Below are 22728 nucleotides of genomic sequence, written 5' to 3' on the forward strand. Positions count from 1 at the left end.
GTCACCCATCTCCACATGCTGCCGAGCCTGCGCTCACCCCCGCCCTTCGGCTACGTGGGCTCCCGCTCGGTCAGCACCTGCTCAGCCGACACGCCGACCAGGTCGGCATAGCGCTGCATGAGCAGCCAGTCATCGCGTGTGACGGTGTCATTGAGCACGTTGCCCAGGTGGTGCATGTGTATCAACTGGCCCTCGTCGGTGCGGAGCTTGATGCCGATGCGGTCGAAGCCGGCGAAGCAGGGGGCCAGCCGGCCGGCGCTGCGCTCGGAGATCGCCGCATAGGCTTCCATGAGGCGCTGCCGCTTGGCCGAGCGAGTGGGCGGCACGTAGCTCGGGTCGGCGGTGTCTCCGAAGGGAGCGCGCTGCCAGGCGGCCACATGCGGGTACGCCTCCATCAGGCGCTCGTACAGGCCGTCGGCCATCGCGAAGTCGTGGTACAGCAGGTTCAGCCCGAACATCTCCCGCTGCAGTTCCATGGCCTCGGTCACGAAGGGCAGACGGGCGGCATCGCCGTCCGAGGTTGGCGCCGCGCTGGCGGTCTGCGCCACCGTGGACGGCTCGTAGCCATGCTCCTGGCACACCGGGCGGAAGACGAACTCGTGCTTGATGACAGCGTCCAGGCCCAGCAGCGGGCCGGACACTTCCCCGGGATAGCGCTCCAGCGCGCCGCGCAAGGCCGTCAGCTGCTCCAGGGCCCAGGCGACCCATGCCACCTGTGTCTTCTCCCCCTCTGTCAGTAGCCGGTCGTACAGCGCCAGTCGCAGGTCTAGCAAGTCCAGGTGCGTCCACTCCCTGCCGCCGATAGCCACGGGCTGGTGAATGGTCTCGCCGAAGCGCTGGCTGAGGGCCAGGCGAATGGTGAACCACGGATCGGGTGGCGCGATCTCCAGGCCGCGCTCCTTGAGGAGCCGCAGCACCTCGGCCGTGTGGTGGCAGCCCAAGTGGGCGTCCATGGCCACCGTGGCCGCCGACAGGGCCCGCTGGTAGGCCGACCGTGCCCATCCCGCCTCATAGTGGGTGTAGTGCAGCGTTTCGATCTCCTTCACCTCAAAGGCCGGTACCTCGCGTCCCGGCTGCAGGAGGCCCTTGAAGGAGATGCAGTCATTGCTGATATCGGTGACGATGGCGCGGCTGCGGACCTCCCACTCCGGGCCGAAGTGCACACCGATGCCGCCCCAGACCTGGCAGGTGCCCAGGAAGTACAGCATCACCTGGCGCACGTCGTCGCGACGCAGGGCGGTGCGCAAGCCCGGCAGGCTCGGATCGTTGAGGCTGACATTCAGGTGCGAGCCGGCGAAGGTCAGGCGGCGGCGTCCGCCGCGCACATAGCCGCAGGCCCCCAGCTTGATGCGCTCGCCCAGGCGCTCGCGGAGGATGCGCCGGTTCTGGTCCTGCGCGGCGGCTAGCTGGAAGGGGGAACCGCACTCGGGGGTCTGCGTCTCCAGCAGGTCGCTCTCGCGGGACACGTCGTAGTAGAAGGCGCCCCCGCCACGCAACATGCAGTAACGCGGGAAGCGCCAACGGATCTCGTCGGTGGGCATGGTGTCGGTGTGGGGCATGGCACAGCGGCGAATGATCTCCGCGCGCTGTTCGGCGAGCAGGTGGCTGTTGCCACCGGTCGTGAGGTAGTGCTCGCAGTCATTGCCCATGGCCACTCGCGCCAGCGTCTCGGTGCTCATGACAGGCTCCCTTCTTCATACGGTCCCATCAGCATGGGGTACATGCCGTGCCCGGCGCCGCCCCCGGACGGGCTGGACGGTGCCGGCGCTGACACCACCTTGCCCCCGCTGCGGACGTGGTGCTGCGTCCGGTAGCGGTGGGTGTAGCTCAACTCGGTGCGGTAGGGGGCGGCCGGGCCGTCGAGGATCTCGTCCAGGCTCAGCCCCTCCAGGCCCCCGATCCGCGCTAGTGAGCAATCCTCAGGCGTCGGCAGCGACAGGCGGGCGCTGCGACGCGGCAGGTTCAGACCATCCCAGTCGCACATCTGCAGCCGCTCGCCCTCAGTGATGCAGCGCTGAGCAATATGGCCCCGCAGGTACGCCCGAGTGACCGTCGGCGGCGTGGTGAACGCCTCGGCGAGCTGGAGGGGCGCGAACGGCGGGGCGTGTCCCAGGACGCGGGCGATGTGCTGACCCTCCGGCTCAAAGAGCGCCGGCTCGATCTGGTGCCACAGCACGTCCAGCTCGCGGGCGGTGCGGTTGTCGGCGGCCTCGAACGTCATCCTCTTCGCAGCCCACTCGACGCCGCTGGCGAAGAGGTCGCGGCGCCGCAGCGCGTCTATGACCTGCCGGAGCCAGCGGTCGTAGCGCCGCCAATGCGGCAGAGCCTCCGCCGCGTGTTCATCGTCCTCCAGGACCGCCGCGATGGTCGCCAGCCCCTGCTCGGCGAGGTCCAGCGCGTTGGCGGAACGGCCGTCGTTGAGTGGCACGGGCAGCCACGGATCGCGGTTCATCACGGCTGCCGCCAGCAGCGGCTGGCGCAGCGACAGATCCGGATACGGCCGCACGGGAGCGGGGCGCAGCAGGGCGTAGGTGGCGGCCTGCACCAGCGCGATGCGCAGTTCCTGCGTTGGGCTGACAGTCGTGTCGTGCGGGCCGATGCAGTGGTTGCGTGTGCGGCTGGCGTCGTCGTTCAGTGTTTCGCGGTTGCCGCGCAGGTTCAGGCTGATCGTGCGCTGGAAGGTCGTCTCGTGCGACGGGAAGAGCGTCTCCATGCTCTCCAGCCGCTGTCCGCACAGGAAGGCGGTCTCGTCGTAGTCGTCCCCCACCGCTCCGCTGCCCAGCAGTACTGCCGCCGCGGTCACGAACGGCACATAGGCGCGGAGGACCGTGGAGAAGCACTCGCCCACAAGCAGCCGCCAGTCGTCGCGCCCCACCTGCACATTGATATGTCCGGCTCGGTAGACATAGCCCGTGCCGCGTGACTTGCGCGAACGGTTCATGAGCCAGACCAGGGCCTCCTGGGGACATTCGGCGGCGGCCTGGGCCAGCATGTACTCGGTGGCGCACAGATGCAGATAGGCCTCGTGCGGGTCCAGCGTCTCGCACGAGGTGACCTCGGGCTGGTCCAGGTCAATGTAGACGGCGCCGCCGTCGGGCAGGGGCAGCAGGTCAGCCGACGCTCCCCAGTAGCCCCCCGGCGTGCTCAGCCCGTAGCTGGTCCGTACCGGCTCATCACCGAATACACGCTCGTTGAGGGCCTGTAGTACGTGACGCGCCCCCTGGGCCTGCGGGTCTGGCCAGCGCTGTGTCGTCTTGGTGACAGCCAGATGCTCCCATTCGTTGCCGAGGATCGGCAGGACACAGGTCTCGTTGCTCATGTTGCACACTCCCCGGGTCTAGCTCGCATTACGGAAGCGCATCCGGACCTCGCGGGCAGAGGTCGTGTCCAGCAGTGCCTCGCGGTCCACGTGCAGACCGGTCACGCGCTGGGCTTCCTCGCCCGACAGCCCCAGCGCCACGACCAGGTCCTCGGGTGCCAGGAACGCCACATTCGCGTAGAGCTGGCGCTTCAGTTCGCCGGCGAGGCTGAAGGCGCTCAGGCAGGTGTCGTCGTAGTACGCAGCCCGTGCCGCTGCCTGTACGCTCTGTTCCAGCGTGCGTCCGCTGACCGCCTCGGAGGCCTGGTAGACCCGCCCATGGTCGCTGCTATCGAACACCAGGCGGATGAGCGGGAAGTCCAGGCCGCACAAGGCCATCTGAGCCGTCGTCTCCGGCTCGTCGTCAAGCTGCACCCGCGACAGGTACGCAGTCAGGATGCGCACGGCCGTCTCGCGCTCCGGCAACCCCACCGCCACCGTCTCGGAGATGCGGCTCAGCAATGCGGCATCCAGCCGCGACTGGTAGTTGCTGGTGAAGGCCAGGATGCGGATCGGCTCGCCGGGCTCGCGCGGACGGCCCAGCATGTCGGCGATCACCGCGAAAATGCGCGAGGTGACATCGGCGCTGGTGGAGTCCATGTGGGCCCCGCGCTTGCGCATGATCGCGTCCACCTCGTTCATCACGATCAGCGTGTTCTGGTCGCCGCCGGCGGCCAGCGCCTCGCGCATCAGCTTCTCACTGCGGCCGAACCACTCAGAGGTGATGTTGGACGTGTCTATGCGGATGGTCTGGTAACCCAGGGCCGCCACCTCACGCGCCAGATGGCGTTCCGCGATGGTCGTCTTGCCCGTGCCGCTCGGGCCGGCGAACAGGATGGTCTGCGGCAGGCCTATCCCGTAGCTGGCGGCTCGCTCGGGGTCGCGCATCACCTTGATGATCTGGCCGATGCGCTGCAGCACTGAGGGCGAGTAGATGAAGTTGTCCTCCTCCGCCGGGAGCGGCGTGAACACGTTGTAGAGCGGGTTGCGCCGCGTCTCGGCAGCCTCGTCGGCCTGGGGCGCAGGATACGCGATGCGGATCTTGCCGTCCGTCACGCGCACCCGGTCCCCGGGCGTCAGCTCCGCCAGGTGCGGCTCCAACTCCGCCGAGGCGATGGCCACCACGCTGTCTTCGGCCAGCACGCCGTCGCGCAGCTCCAACTCGACATGGATCCGCCCCTCGCCCGCAGGCTGGACGGCCTTCAGTCGCGCTGAGACCAGCCCCACATGGTCGTAGCCGTACGAGCCGAAGTAGGCGGCATCGCCCTCAGCGCCCAGTGCGAACTGCACGGTCTCGCCCAACGACGGCGCGCGGGCATCCTGCGGCAGGATGATGAAGTCGGCATCGTCAATCCAGATGGCCACCAGCGGCTCGCCGTGGATGATCTCCTGCATGATCCGGGTGACGCGCCCGATACGGCGGGCCGACGAGGCCTTCACACGATCGAGTTGCTCGCGCACGGCCTCGTACTCAGCTCGGGCGTCGGCTACCTGTTGGGTGTAGCTGTCAAAGGCCTCGCAGATGCGGTCTACCGCGTCTGGCGGGACTTCGGCCGCCAGCAGCGAGCCCCGGAGATGGTCGCCAATGCCCACCGGGTCCAGGGGGAAATCCCGCTGCGAGGCCGCCGCCAGGTGCTGGTTGATGATGCTGGCGATATCGGCTATGAGGGTCCGTCGTGTCATGATTCGCTCCACCCTTCTTGCCCCTTGAGCATGAAGCTCTCGCGTTGCCGGTCGGTGCGGCAGATGGCGCAGGAGCAGACAGGACATGCGGTCGGCTCCTCACCTTGCAGACATTGCGGATGGAAGGCCCAGGAGCAGGCCGGGCAGTAGACCACCTCGTCACCGGCGTGCAGTGGTTGCCCGTCGTCCATACAGGCCGCGCACAGCACGGGCCCGCTCGCGACGTCGTCCGGCGCCCAGAGCGGCTCAGTCCGCTCGGGGTCGAGGAAGTCCTGGGTCACGTAGCGCCAGACCTGCGCGCCACACTCGATCGTGTCGCCGTTGACGACGCGGCAAGTGCCCGCCAGCAGGGGCAGACCGCGCACACGTGCGAGGCCCGGTGGGGTTAGCAGTACATGGCCCCCGTCGTGCCCCACCAGCACCGGGACATCCACCGACTCGCCTGGCTGCAGGCGCCGGAGCAATCCGGCCGGCTCGTCGCCACTTAGCACGACCGCGGCGTGGCAGGGCAGGCCGATGGACTCGACGGCCTCGTTGTCCTCCAGGCGCATCAACCGAGGCATGATTCGACCTCCTGGTCGTCTGTGACGGGCTCTGTCTCCGGGCCGGCCTCGATGTGTAGGTTCACCTGCTGCAGGGAGCCATTGATCCAGCGGAAGCCGGCAGCCGTCGGCTGTTGGCCGACACTGGCGGCGATGATGAACAGGCCCTCGGCGCCCGCCGACCACAGACACAGGTCCCAGTCCATCGGGGAGGGGGCGATCAGGCCGTAGGGGTGTGTGTGGCAGGGCCCCAGGATACGGAAGGGCGGGCCCATGGCCGCCACGCTGTCTTGGGCATAGGCCCAGTCCTCGGGGCTGAACTGGACGGTCGCGGCCCCGGCGCCCTCAGCCGCGCCAGGCGGAACGATGACATCGGTCACGACCGGCACGCCGCCCGGCCCCAGGACCCCGACCGAGAACGCGCGCTGCTCGGCCTCGTCGGTCATCGCCACCAGTTGGCTGATGACCGCGCCGGCCTGCGCCGTGAGCATGGCCTCCCTGGCCTTGACCGAGTAGTCGCAGTCCGGCAGCACGTAGTCGAACACCGGCACCTCGGGCACGGCCTGCTGGTCCACATACAGGGCAGCGGTGGCACGGTCGCCGGGCAAGAAGATGTTGTGATGGCTGGAGAGAGCCTCGACCAGGGCCTTGGTCTCCATCAGCAGAACGGCCGACATGGGGAGGTCGCGTGCGGTCGCCACGGTGCCATCGCTCGCTCGCACCTCGATCCGGCAGGTGACGAGACGGAGGCGCCCTGACGCCGTAGTCTGTCCCTGGCAGGCGACGCGCAGTTGCAGGGGTGTGCCACCGGCGAGGCTGCTGCCCAGTTCCTCGAGGGCCACCCCCTGCGCGGCCAGCTCCAGGCGTCGCCACAGGACCTCCGGCGCCATCAGGAAGGTCGTGGCGACATCGGGATTCGTCTGGTTGTGGATCGTCACATGAAGGCCGTTGCCTGCCATGGGATCATCTCCTCGTCGGCCGATGGACGGGGAGGAGTCGAACCTCCCCGTCCGCTTGGGGCCGGCGCCTACGCGGCGGTCAGGCGCGGGATCACCGTGACCTGACCGGCGGTCAGCAGGTCGCGCACGCGCTCATCCTGCAGGCTCTCGCTCGGGCGCAGGAGCTCGCCCGACTCGGCCCGCAACTGGTAGTCCAGGGGCATATTGCGCTGACTGCGCGACGGCAGTTGCAGCCGCCACACCGCCTCCGCCGCGACATCGGCGATGGTCGCGGCCGCACCCAGCTCTACGCTGGCTCGGCGTTGACCCGTCAGGTCTCGGCACTCAACCGTGTTGCTCACGATGGTTCCCTCCTTCCTGTTGCTGAGGTGCTCGCCACCAGCGACCCCAGTTGGCAGCCAGCCCGGGGTGGTTGCGCAGCACCTCGAGAATGGGGCGCAGTTCCACCGCGATGTACCGCAGAGCTGCGTCCACCAGCTCCACGTCCTCGTCGGTGGGCTGCAACAGCGGAATGAAGATGCTCGCCTTGGTGCAGGCCTGATTGACGGCGATAAGGTGTGTCTGCGTGTTGGCGGCCGTGACCCAGAGATGCCGCACCGTGCCTCCTATCTCGGGCGGGGTCAGCGGGATCCAGCACTCCAGACAGTCCTCGTGCACAATGACCTGGGCCTTCACGCTGCCGCCGCACAGCCGCCGCAGCGGTTCGGCCAGCCTGTCGCGCCACGCCGCGCCGATGGCCTCGCGCTCCACGGCGCTGAGTTCCGGCCCCTTCCCGCCGGCGAGCCACCGCGCCGCGCACTTGTCCTCGCGCCAGCTGAGCGGGCCATCCACCGCGTGTCCCGTGTGCGTACGCTTGGACCACCGGCGCTCTTGGGGCAGCGTGTGCCGTGTGAACTCACCTCGGGTTGTGGCTTGTGCCTGAAGCTGCGACATCTAGGTCTCCTTCAGATCACCGCAGGGCGTGCGCATCGAAGGGCAACTCGCCCCGGGCCTGGGCCGCCGTGTACCAGCGGGCGGCGTGGGCGTTGTAGATCCCCTCGGACATGGCCCACGACGCCCCGGCGATAATATCGAACACCAGGGAGACCACGGACCACAGCGGGATGACCGGCCCGCGCTCAAGCTGTTGCTCGAGGTTCGCGCAGATGATGCGCGGCGGGTCGGGTCGGATGTTGGGGTGGAAGGGCCGCTCACCGTCCTGCGGCTCATAGACGGCCATGAGACCATGCAGCTTCTCGGCCCCCACGAACCGGACGACATGGCGGGGCACGATCTCAATGCTGCCTTCGGGCCGTTCCACCGCGCCCAGGCAGTCGAAGGCAACCAGCAGGTGCATCGGCCCTCGCTCGATGATCTCGGCGCGCGTGCGCGGATCGTTGATGAAGTCCACCGTCTCGGCTATCTCGCGTTCGGTGCGGTCAGTCATCCTGCACCAGCCCCTCGACTGCAATGGTCACGGCTGTCTGTGGTTGACTGGGTGTACGCCCCCGGCCGCGCAGCAGCAGCAGATCGCGCGCGGGTAGTCCTAGTGAGGCAGCGCTGGCGTCTGGCCGTAGCTGGTCCAGGGCCAACTCGCTCGTCCAGCCTTCCAGGGCCACCACGGGTGACTGGCAGTGCGGGCACGGGTTGCGGAAGACGCGCGGATTGGGGCGCCTGCCGCAGGCGCACTCGCTGCCCAGCGCCAGGGGTCTGAGGAACTCCAGGCGGGCCGTACCCTCGGTGATCCCCACGTCCCGCGCCACGGCCGACAGCACGGGCAGGATCGGCTCGGCCGCACCCAACGTCACCGTCGCCTCGGGCCAGGGGGTCACCCGGGCGCAGTCGAGGAGACAGTGCGGGTCGCGGGTGAGGCGGCTGGCAAAGGCCTCACAGGCCGGGCCGAGGGCCAGGGTCGTGTCCACGCCCGCCGGGGCCCCGATGGCGCTGAGCGTCAGGGCCGCCGCGGCTTGGCCCTCGGCCGCCCCGTAGGGCATCGTGAAGGCGTCGCCGCCCTCGGCCACGGCCTGCTCGCAGGAAAAGCCGTCTTCGTTGAGGATGGATGAGATGAAAGCCTCCCCGCTGCCGCACAGAGGACAGGGCCCAGCGGCCAGGGGGAAGAGGAAGGAGCGCACTTGGGCGGCCCCCTCGCTGACATGACAGGTGAGGAGAGGCAGGGGGTGGTTCGGTGTGGCCAGACGCAGGCAGATCCCGGTCACGCGGCGCGTGGTCGCGGGGCGGTCCGTGGCGAGCACGATCAGCTCCGCTTCGCGCCACTCCTGTCCGCCGACGACGTCCTCGATCCGGCCGCAGCGCGCCGACAACTGATCTGGGCGACCGAGGGCCGCGGCCTGCTGCTGCAGCGCCAGCACCTTTGGCTTGCCCACATCGGCCGGGCCGTAGACCCGCTCCGTGGTGCGTGCCGTGACAGGCTTGGGGTCGGCGGCGATCAGCTTCCACCCCTGGCGCAAAAGGGCCAGCACGATGGTCGTGCCTGGTAGTCCGAGGCCGGCGCTGATCGCCTTGTGCATCCGAAACTCCTCCTGTGTGTCGGAACAGCTTCGTATGTCGTTGGGGGTCGTTACTACTCGCCTTCGTGGTTGGATTGGGCCAGATCGTGGCGCTCGTGGGCCGTGTTGCGGAACTGGTCTACGATCGCCAACGGCTGGAGCCGGGGCATGGATACGAAGCGTTGCTCCCGGTTGTCGCCGTCGTCCCCCCTAGAGGGGCCTTCGTGTTCGCGGAAACGCTCCATGTCTTCCCTCCTTCCGCAGAATGGTGGTTGCACATTAGGCTAGAACAGTCGTCTAGAAGTCTTGACCTGTAGTGTGAACTTGTATATCATGTAGGCGGGTCCCGTGTCAACACCCTTGTTGGGCACTGTCTCCATTCCGGACAGGTAGGCTGTACCGCCCGCGTCGTGGACCAATTGTGCGGCAAGACGCGCTACAGTCAGCAATCATCTGAATGCTGCAACGTGCACAGGAGAGGCAGCAAGGGTCGAGGACCGGGCAGGCGGCGTCTTCGTGTGCCGGGAAGCTCCCCGGCGCCAATCCGTGGGAGGTGTACGATGGCGACGGACATCTTCGCACAGAGGGAACTCCGCGAACGCATCACGCACTGCTATCAGGAGCTGTACGGGGACTACTGGGGTGGACTGTGGCGCAACTTCTACGCCCGCAGCGGGGGCGTCTGTCTGGTAGGCACTTACGGGGACGTCCGCCTGCGCGACGCCTTCGCCGTGCGGGAGATCATCCAGGTTCTACCCCTACGTGAGATGGCAGTGCTGGTGATGGACGACGCCGAGGCGCGTTTCCCGGGGGATGTCGTCATCATCGCTCGCCCCGACCTCTTCGCCAGCCGCCATGCCAAGCGCGTGCTGGCCGACGCCCACCAGGTCCGCCACTTTTTCCATCTGGGGCGCTACGCCTTCATCAACGTCACCGACGGGAAGTGCTACTGGCGGGCCCGCCAGGGGCCAATGATGCGCGAGTACGGGTTAGTGGCACGGCGCGTCCGTTCCAACGGCCACCACGTCATCACCGTCTCCGGCCTCAGTCGCATCGGCACATGGGCGGCAGCCAAGAGCTGCAGCGACATGCACTACCTCGATGCAGTAGAGAGCCTACTGCAACCGCGGCTGCAGCAAGTGGCTGCCGAGAGCGGCAAGGACCCGGCCAACATCGGCTTTGAGGTGCTGGTGGAGGTCACGTACGAAGTCGAGAAGCAGGAGAAAGCCTACCTGGCGCAGTTTGACCTGGATGCCACCCTCTATCCGCTGATCACCTGCGAAGGACCGCCCCCCGCTTACTACGAAGGATCCAGTGGCGATGTCGTACGCGAAGAGGATCTGATGATCCGCCCCGTTGCCGTCGCCACGGAGTTGCAGACGCCGCGCGCCGAGCATGTGGTCATCGCCCTGGTCAAGGGCGACTGCCCCGCGAACGCCACGACCGACCCGAACCTCATCACACACTTCGTAGTGGATGGCATAGACCTGGTGGAGAAGGGGACGAACCGGTTCAACATGCTGCTGCAGGCCTGGTATCGGGGACCACGGAGCGAGAAGGAGTTCGAGAGCGGGGAGATCAAGCCGAGCCTGCACTACCCCGCCAAAGACGCCCGCACCATCCGCTGCCAGTTCAACCGCGAGGCCAACCGCTTTGGTGTGCCGGGGGAGCTGGCCCGCTGGTCCGGCCACCAGTACTACATCAACACGATCTCACAGCACTGGCTGCCGGCCTGGGAGCACGTAGACATGCCTGGGCTGACCAACCCGCCTCCGGGGCTGTCGCCAGTGGCGCAGACGCCGGCCGGTGCTCCGACAACTCCCCGCAAGCGGCGTCCCAACACGCCCCGCGACGAGGTCACCTGCCCGCCGACAGGCACCGATCCACTCGGTTAGGGGAGCGTGGTTGATGCCGCAGGGCTGGCTCAGGACGTCTCGTCCGCCCCGAGCATGTCAAGCAGCTCGAGGTCCGGCTGGAGGTCCTCGCAGAAGCGGTTGGCTAGCGCCTCCGCTACTTCCTCATCCTGCCGGGTGTAGATGGTGACGTTCTCGTGCCGCTGATCGCCCGGGTCGAAGGGGGCCGTGTAGGGTTCCTCGTTCAGCCACTCACCGTCTCCGGGCGGTAGGCACAACACCTTCCCGTCCGGCCCCAGCTTGTTCTCTAGACTGAGCATTAACACCGGTCGCGGACCCCGCGAGGACGGGATGAAGGCCGGCACGTGCAGCAGGCTCTCGCACCGTCCGCTACGGAAGAACGGCGCCTCACGGGTGCGGCGATAGCGCTTGGCCTTGTGCTGGGTGATGTGGTAGCCCCCCAGGTTGATGAGCTTGCCCGACCGCAGCGGCTCGGTGGTGAGCGAGGTGTCCACCAGTGGAGCTGTGCACGTGGCGGTCGTGAGTTGCCGACGGCGCCGTGTCTCCAGGTCCTGGAAGCGGGCAGCGGCCGGTAGCAGCAGGCATTCCGCATCCTCCACCAGCCAGATGGCCGCCAACTCGCTGGGAATGGCGTCGAAGGCCTCCTCGCACAGCCTACCCAGCACGTCCTCGAGCACGCGGGGGAGGAAGAAGTGGCGCAGGCCGTTCGTCTCCAGCAGCGAGAACTGGCGCGGCGGGTCGGCCGCCTCCCAGTTGGCGATGGTGCGCGCCGACAGGCCCAAATCCACGGCGATCTCCGCCTGCGACAGCCTGGTGCGCTTGCGCAGTTGGGTGAACTGGTCCGAGTTCATCAGCGTCACCTCCAGCATTCAGCAGCCTTGCAGCGGGCACAGCGGGTCAGGGCCGGCGAAGTCCCCCCTGGCCAGATAGGCATGCACGGGACATGACCCAAAGCAGCCGTAGCCGTACCGCGTGCATCGGGTGCAGGCCGGGTTCTTGCTCAAGCGTAGGTCCCGGAACACGCGCCAGACCTCCGCCTGCAGCCATAGGCCATGGATCTGGCAGGCCGACATGTGTCGGACATTGCCCGCGGCGAACGGGGCGCGCGCCGCCGGGTCAGGCGACCCGCCCGGCGAGCAGCCACACGCGTGCATCCAGCCGGCCGGGGAGATGAACGCCGCCTCGCGGCCCGCCGGGCACCAGCGCACCTTGTGGATTACGGGATCGCTGGCCTGCCCGGCCACGGCTCCGACGTCCGCGCCATACTGGAATTCGACCTGCAGGTCGGCCTGTCCTTGCCGCTGGCCCAGCAGATGCGACACGGCGGCCATTTCGGTCGCGCCGGGGCGGTCCGCGGCGAACTGCCCGGAAGCGCCGCGCCCTGTCGGGCGGGGAGCGATCAGCGACAGATGCCGCACACCGCGAGCCTCCAGCCAGCGCATGAAGTCAGACAGGACCGGTAGCAGGGACCGCGTGATGACGGTGTTCACGCGCAGGCTGCGTCCGGAGGCCAGCAGCCAGTCCACCGTCGCCATCGTCCGTGCGAACGCCCCGGGCCCACGCAGAGCGTCATTGATGTCCTCGGGCCCATCCAGCGACACGAGGTACCGCCCGATCGAGCGGGCGAGCAATTCCTCGGCGAGCCCCTCGCGCCATACGCCGTTCGTGCCCAGAGACACGTACAGGCGGCACGCGAGGGCCTCGTCAATGAGTTCGGGCAGATCCGGCCGCGCGGTCGGCTCCCCGCCGGTGAAGCGGATCTCGCGGACACCGATGGCCGCCAGACGGTGGATCAGGGCGCGCAGCTCACCGGTCCCGAGTTCCGGCTCCGGCGCAATCGTGTCGCGATAGCACATCACACATGACAGATTGCAGCGCCCTGTCACTTCCAGATAGATGCGGTTGGGGCTGCTCAGGCAGCCCTCAGGCAACTCCTCGGCCCACGAGCGCGTGGCGAAGTAGAGCAACGTGTCATCGTTCGCGGCGGCACGTCGCAGGGACTGGAGTTCCTCCTCGCCCAACTCCGTGACGACGCCGGTGTGCGGATCGAGGGCCTGTCCGCCGACGCGCTCCTCGCGAATGCGTCGCGCGATGGGGACCGCAGGTAGACCCTCCTCGGGAATGGTATGGAGGATCATGGCCGTGCCTCCGCCAGCAGGTCCACGAAGCAGTACGGATCGCCCGCGTCCATCGCTCCGTTCACGACCAGCGCCGACACGGCGCACCCGCCGAAGCACGGCGAGCCATACAGATAGGCGCAGCGACGGCACTTGTCCGCGAGCCGTGCATTGACCAACGGACAGGCATCACGCGACCGCCGCCAGATGGTCAGCAGGTCGTCCTCGCGGACATTGCCGACGCGGGACTCCGGACGGCCGGATAGCTGCCCGCAGGTGAAGCAGTCCCCGCCAACAGTGACCGAGATGCCGCCTTGGCCGCAGCCCAGACGCTTGTGGGCGCCCTGGACAGGAGGCCCGGGCGGCGCGGCCAGGTAGTCCCAGGGCGTGTCGAGGCGCATCTGCGGGTACTGCCGGCGCAGGGCGACGACCCGCTCCACGAGGGCACGGTGCTCCTGCGCGTCAAGCATATCGCCAGGCGCGGCTCCGCCGACCGGTCGCAGGGGACTGAAGGCCGCGGCAGCACCCATCTGGGCCGCCAGCGCTACGACGTGATCCACGCAGTGCTGGTTGCGGCGGTGGAAGGTCATCGAGAGGCGCACGCGCTGCCCGGCGGCACACAGTGTGCGTGCGCTGTGGACACACTGGTCATAGCTGCCCGCGCCGCGGATGGCATCGTGGGTCTCGCGGTCGCCCTGCAGCGAGAGATAGACGGCCGATATGGGGGCATGTGCCAGCTCCCCCCGCAACGCCCCGGCGATCATCCCGTTGCTGACCAGGACGGTGGTCATCCCCAGCCCGGCGCTGGTCGCGATGAAGCGCAGCAGGTCAGGATGCAGCGTGGGCTCGCCCCCGGACAGTCGCACCTCCACCCCGCCGTGCTCGGCGTGGGCGCGAATGAGACCCTCGATCTCCCATGTCGTCAGCTCGTTCTCCAGGGCCCGACCGGACCGGTTGTAGCAATACCAGCACGAGCACTGACACGCGGCTGTGAGGTCCAGGAAGAGCGACAGCGGCGCCCCCCAGTGACGGCTGCCGGGCGCGTAGACGGTACGGTAGTCAATGGGCTGCACATCGTCGCGGTTGGCCCAGGTGAGCAGGTCGTCGCTCGGCAGGTACTCCCAGCGCCCGGACACGCGGTCGTGGTGGATCAGGCACGTGCTCTCAGCACGAACCAGGTGGGGCTTCACCTGGGGGGCAAGCTGTGGCGTCGCCATAGCAGCCTCCACAGACGCAGCGTTGCCAGGGGCCGGCGCATGGGCTGGGGGTGGGGCCAGTCATCGCCGCAGGCGGCGAAGAAGCCGGCGGCGATGGCCATCTCGTGCTCGTAGGCGGTCGCGAAATCCGCGCCCGCGCTCGTGGCCACTGCAGCCGCACCGCCAATGATGCCAATGAGGTGTTCCTTCGCGCCCGGGGACTCGCTCAGGGCTGCCAGGTCGCGACACATGCTCAGGATGACCGCAGAGGGGCGGTCGGGACGTACGTCGGGGATCGCGATGCGCTCGGGCAGAGCCACACCATCATCGCGGGCCAGACGGATGGCGATGAAGGCGACATCACAGCACTCGTCGGCCAGCTTGGCGGGCAGAGCTTCACCGCGCCGGAAGCCTTCGAGTCTCTGCGCGATGTGCCCTAACGACCCCAGTTCCCCCAGCAACTCCAGCAGCACGGCCTGCCGATCCCACGCCCTCGGTTCGACCCGCGCGAAGCCGTCGAAGACGGGCAGGGACAGCTCGGTCAGATGCCGCATGTCCAACTCGGCCATGGTTGTCATCCCCTCAGTCCGAGAGGTGGCCGGCGACAGTCAGGGCGTGCTCCTCGATGGCCAGCCGGTCGCCGGGATCCGGCAGGCTACAGGCCGCAAGGGCCTCCTCGACCATCGCGGTGGAGTTGAGGCTGTCGTAGGCGGGGCGAGTGACCGGGCTGATGAGGCCCAGCATCTCCGAGGCCCCGTAGCGGTTCTCCTGTGACGGCGCGCGCTCCAGTCCACGGGGGATGACATACAGCCGCCCGCCGCCGACCAGCGCGAAGTTGTGGGGCCGCAGGTTCGAGGCGGCCATGTAGCCCTGCAGCCAGCGCGCCAGACCCTCCCACGGGCCCTGCATCACGAGCACAAAGGCCGGGTAGTCCACGACGCGCGACAACGTGAGTCCTCCCGCCTCCGCCAGTCGCTCAAGGGGCTTGTTGAGCAGCGGGAAGGCCGCTACATCCCCGCGGTCGCCGTCCGCGCCGGGCAGGCGGTCATCGTGCAACTGGGCGTGGAAGTGCTCGGGCAGCGAGGCCGCTGAGCCGCGCAGGTTGATGCAGATCACGACATCGCTGACGCCGTCGGCGAAGTCCCCCAGTTGCACAATGTCGTCCGGGCGAATGGCGGCCCGGTGTTCCGTCGGGTAGCAGATGCCGTGCAGGGACTTGATGGGATAGGTCGCGGGCAGCCACTGCAGGCTGCCGACGAGGCCCGTCAGTGTCCCGCCCTCCTGGATGCGTTCGCACAGTGGACAGTTGGCGCGCGTGTGGGTCTTGTACTGCTGGTAGGGGCGGTGCTGCCGCGCCGGGCAGAAGATGACCGGGTAGACGCTTCCCGCCGCCCCGGCCAGGAGCTTCACCTCAGATTGCACCAGCGGCTGCGGCTCGCCCGCTACTGCCGCGATGGCCCCGGCGTAGTTCACTGGTGTTCCCCTCCCCTCGCCACCGGCGTGTCCAGCAGTTCGCGCACCCAGTGCTGATAGCCGCCGCGGCCCCAACTGCTGAGCGACGGCCCCGAGCACTTCTGGCAGCACTTCAGGTATGGCCCCGCCAGCGTCGCCCCGCGGATCGCGTCGAAGGCCGCGCCGGTCCAGACCGACTTGATGGTGCTCCCCGGCTCGTTGAGATCGCCGATCAGTTCCGCATCGCCCCAGTCGTTGTAGCAGGCATTGACCTGTCCCCAGGTGTTGACGGAGAACCGCTCCCAGAGCTGAACGCAGGGGATGTAGTCACCGGTGGTGTGCTCGCACGCGTACGGGTCCTCCAGGCGCCCGGCATAGGTGTGGTAGGGGCGGACAATGACCTTGTCGGCGATGGGCGCCCAGCAGTCCATGAAGGCCTCGCGGTGGGGCCGGAAGTCCGGGTGGTCCACCGCCGAGACGACGATGCGCGTCGGGCTGTCGGGCAGCTTGCCGCGCGCGGCATGGAGGTCCGTCACGGCGGCATGGATACGGCGGAAGTTGTCGGTGCGGCGCCACTGTAGGTAGGTGTCGGGGTCCGGAGCATCGGCGCTGACTTCCAGCATGTCCAGCGGCGCCTCTAGCACCGCCCCGATGTGCTCGTCCAGGGCAATGCCGTTGGTGAAGCTGGTGAGGGTGCCCACGCCATGCGCCTTGGCGTAGCCCAGCATCTCGGCGTACTGCGGGTGAACCATGGGCTCACCGCGCGAGTGGATACGCAGGATGGCCCAGGGGTATGCGGCCATCTCGTGCACGATCCTGCGGAAGAGACCGAAGTCGAAGAAGCCCGGCCGCAGTTCCGCCGCCAACGCCGGCGGCAACTCCCCCATGTTCTTGCGGCCCATCGGGCAGTGGCGACAGCGTGACTGACAGACCCCCGACACGAGCGCGATCTGCACGACCGGCGGGAACTCCGCGTAGCGCGGGTCATTGAAGCCGAAGGCAGTGGCGCTCATGTCACGATCCCCAACTGGTCTGACCAGGCGATGCCAAGGCGGTCGAAAGCCTGGAGGAACTGATCGCGCCAGCACCGCACTTGCTCGGGGCCGAACGATCTGGTGGCCAGCAGGTAGCCCGTGGAGCGTTCGTGCCCGGCCTGGATGTACTTGGAGTAGTCCGGGTCGATCCAGGTGATGCCGTAGGAGCTGGGGCGGACGGCCAGATCGGTGCCGGGGTAGGGCAGGCACGGGTAGCAGGTTGCCTCATCGAGCGCGAGGTGGGGGAGAGCGTCCAGCGTTCGGGCCACCGTCTCGTCGGTCTCGCCCGGGAAGCCGACGATGAAGAAGCCCCGGGTAAGCAAGCCGGCGGCCCGGGCTCGCGCCAGGCCCTCCTGGATCACCGACACCCGCTGCGCCTTGGCCATGCGAGCCAGCATGGACGGGTCGAGGGATTCGATGCCCACCCCTACGTGCATGCAGCCTGCTCCCGCCAGCGCCTCACAAAGCCCCGGTGCGGCCAGGTCCTCGGCCCGACAGAAGATGCGGAACTTCAGGTCCAGCGGGCGCAGCAGACGGCAGATCTCATATGCCCGCGGCCGGTCCGCCAGGAACGAGTCGTCGTTGAAGCGGAAGGCCCGCCAACCGGCCTTGTGGTGCCATCGCACCTCCTGCAGGACGCTCTCGGGGCTGCGCGGGCGCCAGCACCCACGCTCCATCACCCGTGAGTTGCAGAAGCGGCAGCGGTTCGCACAGCCTCGCGAACTGTCCAGGGCCATGACCGGCAGTCCGGCAATGCGCCGCGAGTAGCGTTTCATGTCACACAGACCGCTGTAGTCGGGGTACGGGAGGGTGTCGAGGTCGTCATTGGGCCGGGCCCGGATGAGGTCCGGTATGGCGGCACGCTCGCCACTGGCCAGGTGGTCCAGGATCGCCGCCAGCGCCTCCTCGCCCTCGCCGCATACCACAGCATCGAAGCCGTGGGCCAGGACCTCCTCAGGCACGGCGCTAGCATGGGGGCCTCCCGCCACCAGGAACGCCTCCGGCCGCGCCTGCCGCAGGCACGCCACGAATCCATAGGCGAGGTAACAGGTCGCCGTGTAGAGCGACAGACCATAGACCTCGGCCTCCGGCAGGTGCTCGGGTGTCAGTTGGTCGGGCGGGGTGCCGGCCAGGTCACAGATCTCGGCCTCGTAGCCGTGCGCTCGCACGAAGGTGGCCAGAGCCACGAGGCCACCCGGTGCCTGGCGCTGGTCGTCATCAATCTGGGGAACAGGCAGGTTCACCAGGACGACCCGTGGGGCGCCATGTTTGCCTAACACACGCGCATCATCCCAGCCATTTGGCATCAGCGCAGAGCTGCGTTCCGTGCTGAGTATGAAAGGCTTTCTGTAAGCACATTCTCGCTGAGATGATGAGCCTTCGACCGCGGGTTGTCAAGACTGTTGTCTTCGTGCCCCCGGTACCGATCACTTGCCCTCGGCCGGGTCTGGGTCTGGGTCCGACCTCTGTAGCGCGCTTCCCGCCATCTCTGCGCGGTGCGCGGGCGTCTTGAGCCGAAAGACGTACCAGAACCAGATGCCGGAAAGCAGCTTCAGCAGTGCCCCAAGGGCGAAGACTAGCACAAAGTGGCCCCCGTCGAAAAGCCAGCCGAAGATCGGGCCGCCGATGGCGTTGGAGCCCATCAGGATCATCAGTCGGGCGGCGCTGAAGGCTCCTAGGTGCTCGGCCGGCACGAGGTTGATCGCGCCGAGCGGCACCGTGTTGTCCTCGAGGTTGCGGCCAAACTGCGTGAGGAAGTACAGCACCAGGAAGGCCGCGGGGTTCCCGCCGAGAAGCACGACGGTAGCCATGCCCACGGCGTAAAGCACGTCCCCCAGCAGAGTCGCCCACGCCGCACCCCAGCGGTCCGCATAGACCGCCACCCATATGCCCGCCAACACCGTGGCAATCTGTGTGGCCGAGGTGGCGTAGCCCGGGTAATGCTCGGGCATATGCAGGTACTTGAGGCCCAGCGGCACGGAAAAGCCGATGACACTCATGGTCAGCCCGCGCACGATGTGGGGCCCGGCCAGCCATCGGAACTCCTTGAGCGCCAGCACGCGCGCCACCGACGCGAAAGGCAGGGCCGAGGTACTGGCCCCGGCCACGGCCAGGTCAGGCAACTCGCGGACCCGCGAGTACGTCACTGCACGGACCGTGATCGCCGCCGCTGCCGCCAGGAAGCACCAGGCATAGCCCATCGGGTAGGGCATGTCCTTCAAGAGCCCGGCGGCGAAGACGCCGATGAGAATCCCGGGAAGGCCATAGGAGAGGTTGCTGAAGCCAAAGAGACGCCCCCGCACACCAGGCGCGATGGCCCGCGCCCAGATCGGGTAGTCGAGCATCACCGGGATGGAGTTCGCGAGCGCCTGCGACACGCCGATGGCAATGAGCGCCACGAACACGCCGGTGAGCGGGAGCGCAACCCGCGGGATCAGAGCAACCCCGACCGTCGCCAGGGGCGCCAGCGCGAGAAGCCCGATGACCAGGCAGGCCGTGCGCACCCGGTTCCGCACGCGGTCGCCGAGCCCCATGAAGGCGAAAAGGCCGCAGGCGGTGGCGATCAACCCCGCGAAGCTGATCCAGCCGATCTCCTGCAGCGAGAACCCCGTTCGCTCCAGGAAGCCGCTCCATAGCTCGCCGCCAAAGAGCGTGGCCCCGGCGCCATTGAGCAAGTACGCCAGCGTGACCCAGAACAGGTTCCGCCGCTCGGCCGGGTCGTGCGAGGCCCGCCCCAGCAGTCGCCCCAAGACGCCGTCGAGGGCGCTGTCGTGCGCCATGCGTGCCTCCCGTCGGTGTTGCGTGTTCAGTCGGCACTGGCGCGGTGGCGGCTGCACGCCCGTTCCACCGCGGCCAACACCTCAGTCACAGCCACATCCACGCTGTAGCGCGTGGCGATGGTGCGTGCCCCTACCTGCCCCATGCGGTAGCCTCGCGCCGGGTCGTCAAGCAACTTGTTCAGGCAGGCTGTCAGGGCCTCGGCCGCGCCGTGTGGCCCCGTCTCTCCGACGGCGAACTGCAGTCCCGCCTCCGTGCCCTGCAGTAGCTCCGGGAACACGCCCTGGGCCGTTACCACCACGGGGAGCCCGGAGGCCATCGCTTCCATCGCCGCGACTCCCCGGGCCTCGGCGAAGCGGCTGGGCAGACAGAAGATGCGGCACTCACGCAGCAGTTGTAGCTTGCCCTCGCGCGTCACCTCGCCCCGGAAGTCCGCGATCTCCTGTAGGCCACCCCGGGCGATCTGCCGCTGAACTTGCTGCCAATAGCCGTGGTTGAGCACGCGACCGGCCACCAGCAGGCGTACCGGGCGCCCGGACTGATGCAGGCGCGCGACGGACTCTACCAGCAGGTCGAGACCCTTGCCGGGGGTGATGACCGAGAGGTAGCCGATGGTGCACGGTCCGCCGGGAGGCGCAGGGCAACGCCCAGCGGCGAGCGGCGCGAAGTCCGTGGCGTCCAGGCCGGTACGCACGACCGCGATGTCGTCGGCGGGCAGGCCGAGCGTCTCACCCATGCGTCGGGCGCAGTCGGCGCTCGACGCAATGAATAGGTCAACTGACCTGGCATTCCGCCGGATGTGGGCAAGCGCCTGCTCAGTATGCGGGGCGCCCAGGGCTTCCAGGAAGGCGTCCTCGCCCTGCAGGCCGCAAAGGACCGGCGCCCCGAAGTTGCGGCGCAGTTCCGGCGCCAGGCCAGACAGGAGCGAGTTGGTGATGATGAAGGCGGTCTGGCAGGTGTTGGGGGTCGAGGCGGAACAGCCCGAGCCGCTCTGCCGCAGATAGGCCATGAGGCGCTCGAGTTCCTTGCGCTGGCGCCCTTCACGGCCGGCCAGCACCGAGACGGTCATCGGCCCCAGACGCGCCGCCTCGGTGCGGACCGCGAACTGCGACACGAACCGGAGCAGAGCGGGGTGGTCGAGGACGCGATCCGCAGCGGGCGGCAGGCGGCGGAAGAGGCTGCTGTGCTGCTGGAGAAAGGCATTGAGTCCACCGAGGAACACGGGGCGGAGGCCGTCAGGGGCCTCTCCCTCGATCCGCAGAGGCGTGTACAGGGGGATGACCTCAGCGTCGTGTCCCCGGGCGATCAGCCCGCGCACGAGAGCAAGGTCGCGGGCACAAGCGCCACAGTACATCTGCCCGGCGCCGGCGGCAAGGTAGATGAGGTGCATATCTGTGGCGGGGCAATTCGCGCTGAGAGGCCCGGTTCCCTGCCCGACACTGTGGAGAGCAGCCGCCGGCGGGAAGGCAGGCTAGCCGCCGTCACGGCCCGCACTTGTCTTCCAGGCAGTGTCTGGATACACTCTTCATGTTGGCAAACGGAATGACATGCCCGCGCGGCGCGTCAAGAGGTCCACTGGCGCCTGTCGTCGGCACCATCGTGCAAACGGGCAGATCTCGGGAACCCTCACCAACATGGGACAACGCTCCTTCGTCGGTCTCACCGTCCTCGTAGCCCTCATCGCCGTGGGCGCGGCAGCCCATGCGACCACGCCCTACGACTCCGAGCAGCCCTTCACCCCAGCCAGCCCCGTTGACGAGAAGGTGCTGGTCATCCTGCGCAAGCAGGGGATCGCGCCGGCCAGTCGTTGTAGCGACGCGGTCTTCGTGCGGCGGGTGTACCTGGATGTCATCGGCACCTTGCCCCGCCCCACCGAGGTCGAAGGCTTCCTCAGGGACCAACGCCCCGACAAGCGGGCCCTGCTGATTGATGCGCTGCTGGCGCGCGACGAGTTCGGGCAGTACTGGGGCCTGAAGTGGGGCGACCTGCTGCGGATCAAGTCCGAGTTCCCCATCAACCTGTGGCCCAACGCCGTCCAGGCCTATGACCGCTGGGTCCGTGACGCCATTGCCGCCAACATGCCCTACGACCAGTTCGTCCGCGAGCTACTCACGGCCAGTGGCAGCAACTTCCGCGTGCCGCAGGTCAACTTCTACCGCGCCGTGCAGAACCACGAGCCGGTGGGGCTGGCTTCGGCCGTGGCGCTCACCTTCATGGGTACGCGCCTGGAGAAGTGGCCCGAGACGATGCGGAACCAGATGGGCACCTTCTTCTCGCGCGTAGCGTACAAGAAGACGGGCGAGTGGAAAGAGGAGATCGTCTACCCGGACCCGATGAAGACCGACCCGCTGCCGGTGGTCTTCCCCGATGGCAGCAAGCTGACCATCCCGGCCGGCAAGGACCCGCGCGCCGTGTTCGCCGACTGGCTGCTGGCACCGAACAACCAGTGGTTCAGCCGCGCCATCGTCAACCGCGTGTGGTGTTGGTTATTGGGCCGGGGGATCATCCACGAGCCCGATGACATTCGCTCCACCAACCCCCCGGTGAACCCGGAGTTACTGACCTACCTGCAGGGCGAACTGGTTAAGAGCAAGTACGACCTCAAGGCCCTGTACCGGCTGATCCTGACCTCGGCGACCTACCAGCAGTCATCTGTCCCGGCGAGCAAGCAGCCGCAGACGGAGGCTTTGTTCGCCGTCTACCCGGTGCGTCGGCTGGATGCCGAAGTGCTGATTGACGCGCTGTGCTGGCTGTCGGGGGACGGGCAGGGCTACTCCAGCCAGGTGCCGGAGCCGTTCACCTGGATCCCCGAGAGCCATCGGGCCATCACCCTGGCGGACGGGAGCATCACCAGCGCGTTCCTGGAGATGTTCGGGCGCCCGCCGCGCGATACCGGACTGGAGTCCGAACGCAACAACCAGCCGAGCGACGCGCAGGAGCTATACCTGCTCAATTCCGTGGACATGCAGAAGAAGATTGAGCGCAGCAAGATGTTCCAGAAGTTCGTGGAGGCGGCCAAGGGCGACCGTCGCGCCGTCATCGGCTCAGTCTACCTGGCGGTCCTATCTCGCCCGCCGACGGATGAAGAAGTGGCGACCGCGGAGAAGTACTACCAGACGCCGGGGCTGACGGCCAAGCAGGCCCAGGACGACCTGGCCTGGGCGCTCATCAACAGCAAGGAGTTCCTGTATCGTCACTGACCCCCCTCGACCGGCAGGACAGGCGGGACCGCCCATCCCGCCCGAGAGA

General features: G+C 68.0%; 20 protein-coding genes. 2 read left to right on the plus strand and 18 right to left on the minus strand.

Going from position 1 to position 22728, the window contains the following annotated elements; genetic code table 11:
- Positions 1-50 precede the first annotated feature (50 nt).
- The 9 genes from LLH23_01345 to LLH23_01385 form a co-directional block, all read right to left on the minus strand.
- Positions 51-1679, minus strand: coding sequence for a hypothetical protein (locus LLH23_01345; protein MCE5237122.1), 1629 nt, complete (start codon positions 1677-1679; stop codon positions 51-53).
- A complete protein-coding gene (locus LLH23_01350; GenBank protein ID MCE5237123.1) occupies positions 1676-3319 on the minus strand; it encodes a proteasome accessory factor PafA2 family protein in 1644 nt (547 codons plus the stop codon). The genes LLH23_01345 and LLH23_01350 overlap by 4 nt, the downstream gene beginning before the upstream one ends.
- An 18-nt stretch (positions 3320-3337) precedes the next feature.
- The gene (locus LLH23_01355; protein MCE5237124.1) at positions 3338-5041 is read right to left on the minus strand and encodes an ATP-binding protein; all 1704 of its coding nucleotides are present in this window, start codon (positions 5039-5041) and stop codon (positions 3338-3340) included.
- Complete coding sequence (locus tag LLH23_01360) at positions 5038-5604, minus strand: hypothetical protein (protein MCE5237125.1); 567 nt, start codon at positions 5602-5604, stop codon at positions 5038-5040. The genes LLH23_01355 and LLH23_01360 overlap by 4 nt, the downstream gene beginning before the upstream one ends.
- Positions 5592-6542, minus strand: a complete 951-nt coding sequence (locus LLH23_01365; GenBank protein MCE5237126.1) for a hypothetical protein — start codon at positions 6540-6542, stop codon at positions 5592-5594. The genes LLH23_01360 and LLH23_01365 overlap by 13 nt, the downstream gene beginning before the upstream one ends.
- Positions 6543-6610: 68 nt before the next feature.
- Entirely contained in the window at positions 6611-6883 is a 273-nt protein-coding gene (locus LLH23_01370) for a hypothetical protein (GenBank protein MCE5237127.1), read from the minus strand.
- Positions 6867-7475 carry a hypothetical protein gene (locus LLH23_01375; protein MCE5237128.1) on the minus strand — a complete coding sequence of 203 codons (609 nt, stop codon included), beginning with the start codon at positions 7473-7475 and terminating at the stop codon, positions 6867-6869. The genes LLH23_01370 and LLH23_01375 overlap by 17 nt, the downstream gene beginning before the upstream one ends.
- 16 nt (positions 7476-7491) lie before the next feature.
- Positions 7492-7968: a hypothetical protein gene (locus tag LLH23_01380; protein ID MCE5237129.1), complete on the minus strand. Its 477-nt coding sequence runs from the start codon at positions 7966-7968 to the stop codon at positions 7492-7494.
- A complete protein-coding gene (locus LLH23_01385) occupies positions 7961-9049 on the minus strand; it encodes a ThiF family adenylyltransferase (GenBank protein MCE5237130.1) in 1089 nt (362 codons plus the stop codon). The genes LLH23_01380 and LLH23_01385 overlap by 8 nt, the downstream gene beginning before the upstream one ends.
- A 539-nt stretch (positions 9050-9588) precedes the next feature.
- On the opposite strand from LLH23_01385, the gene LLH23_01390 reads away from it, so the two are divergent.
- Complete coding sequence (locus tag LLH23_01390; GenBank protein ID MCE5237131.1) at positions 9589-10923, plus strand: hypothetical protein; 1335 nt, start codon at positions 9589-9591, stop codon at positions 10921-10923.
- A gap of 29 nt (positions 10924-10952) precedes the next feature.
- Here the strand turns inward: LLH23_01390 and LLH23_01395 are convergent, their stop codons facing one another.
- From LLH23_01395 to LLH23_01435, 9 genes are all read right to left on the minus strand, one after another.
- Positions 10953-11753, minus strand: coding sequence for a helix-turn-helix domain-containing protein (locus LLH23_01395; GenBank protein ID MCE5237132.1), 801 nt, complete (start codon positions 11751-11753; stop codon positions 10953-10955).
- Positions 11754-11771: 18 nt separating this feature from the next.
- On the minus strand, positions 11772-13040 hold the full coding sequence (locus LLH23_01400) for a radical SAM protein (GenBank protein MCE5237133.1): 1269 nt from the start codon (positions 13038-13040) through the stop codon (positions 11772-11774).
- A complete protein-coding gene (locus LLH23_01405) occupies positions 13037-14236 on the minus strand; it encodes a radical SAM protein (GenBank protein MCE5237134.1) in 1200 nt (399 codons plus the stop codon). Before LLH23_01405 ends, LLH23_01400 begins: the two co-directional genes overlap by 4 nt.
- A complete protein-coding gene (locus LLH23_01410) occupies positions 14206-14784 on the minus strand; it encodes a hypothetical protein (protein ID MCE5237135.1) in 579 nt (192 codons plus the stop codon). Before LLH23_01410 ends, LLH23_01405 begins: the two co-directional genes overlap by 31 nt.
- 13 nt (positions 14785-14797) lie before the next feature.
- Positions 14798-15688 (minus strand): hypothetical protein, encoded by an 891-nt coding sequence (locus LLH23_01415; protein MCE5237136.1) that lies wholly within the window; start codon positions 15686-15688, stop codon positions 14798-14800.
- Complete coding sequence (locus LLH23_01420) at positions 15685-16680, minus strand: radical SAM protein (GenBank protein ID MCE5237137.1); 996 nt, start codon at positions 16678-16680, stop codon at positions 15685-15687. The genes LLH23_01415 and LLH23_01420 overlap by 4 nt, the downstream gene beginning before the upstream one ends.
- Positions 16677-17981 carry a B12-binding domain-containing radical SAM protein gene (locus LLH23_01425; protein MCE5237138.1) on the minus strand — a complete coding sequence of 435 codons (1305 nt, stop codon included), beginning with the start codon at positions 17979-17981 and terminating at the stop codon, positions 16677-16679. The genes LLH23_01420 and LLH23_01425 overlap by 4 nt, the downstream gene beginning before the upstream one ends.
- 147 nt (positions 17982-18128) lie before the next feature.
- Positions 18129-19481 (minus strand): MFS transporter, encoded by a 1353-nt coding sequence (locus tag LLH23_01430; GenBank protein ID MCE5237139.1) that lies wholly within the window; start codon positions 19479-19481, stop codon positions 18129-18131.
- Between the two features lie 26 nt (positions 19482-19507).
- Complete coding sequence (locus LLH23_01435; GenBank protein ID MCE5237140.1) at positions 19508-20869, minus strand: glycosyltransferase family 4 protein; 1362 nt, start codon at positions 20867-20869, stop codon at positions 19508-19510.
- Between the two features lie 244 nt (positions 20870-21113).
- Between LLH23_01435 and LLH23_01440 the strand changes: the two genes are divergently transcribed.
- Entirely contained in the window at positions 21114-22679 is a 1566-nt protein-coding gene (locus tag LLH23_01440; protein ID MCE5237141.1) for a DUF1549 and DUF1553 domain-containing protein, read from the plus strand.
- Positions 22680-22728 lie beyond the last annotated feature (49 nt).

The sequence above is a fragment of the bacterium genome (genome assembly GCA_021372615.1).
Classification (GTDB): Bacteria; Armatimonadota; Zipacnadia; order Zipacnadales; family UBA11051; genus JAJFUB01.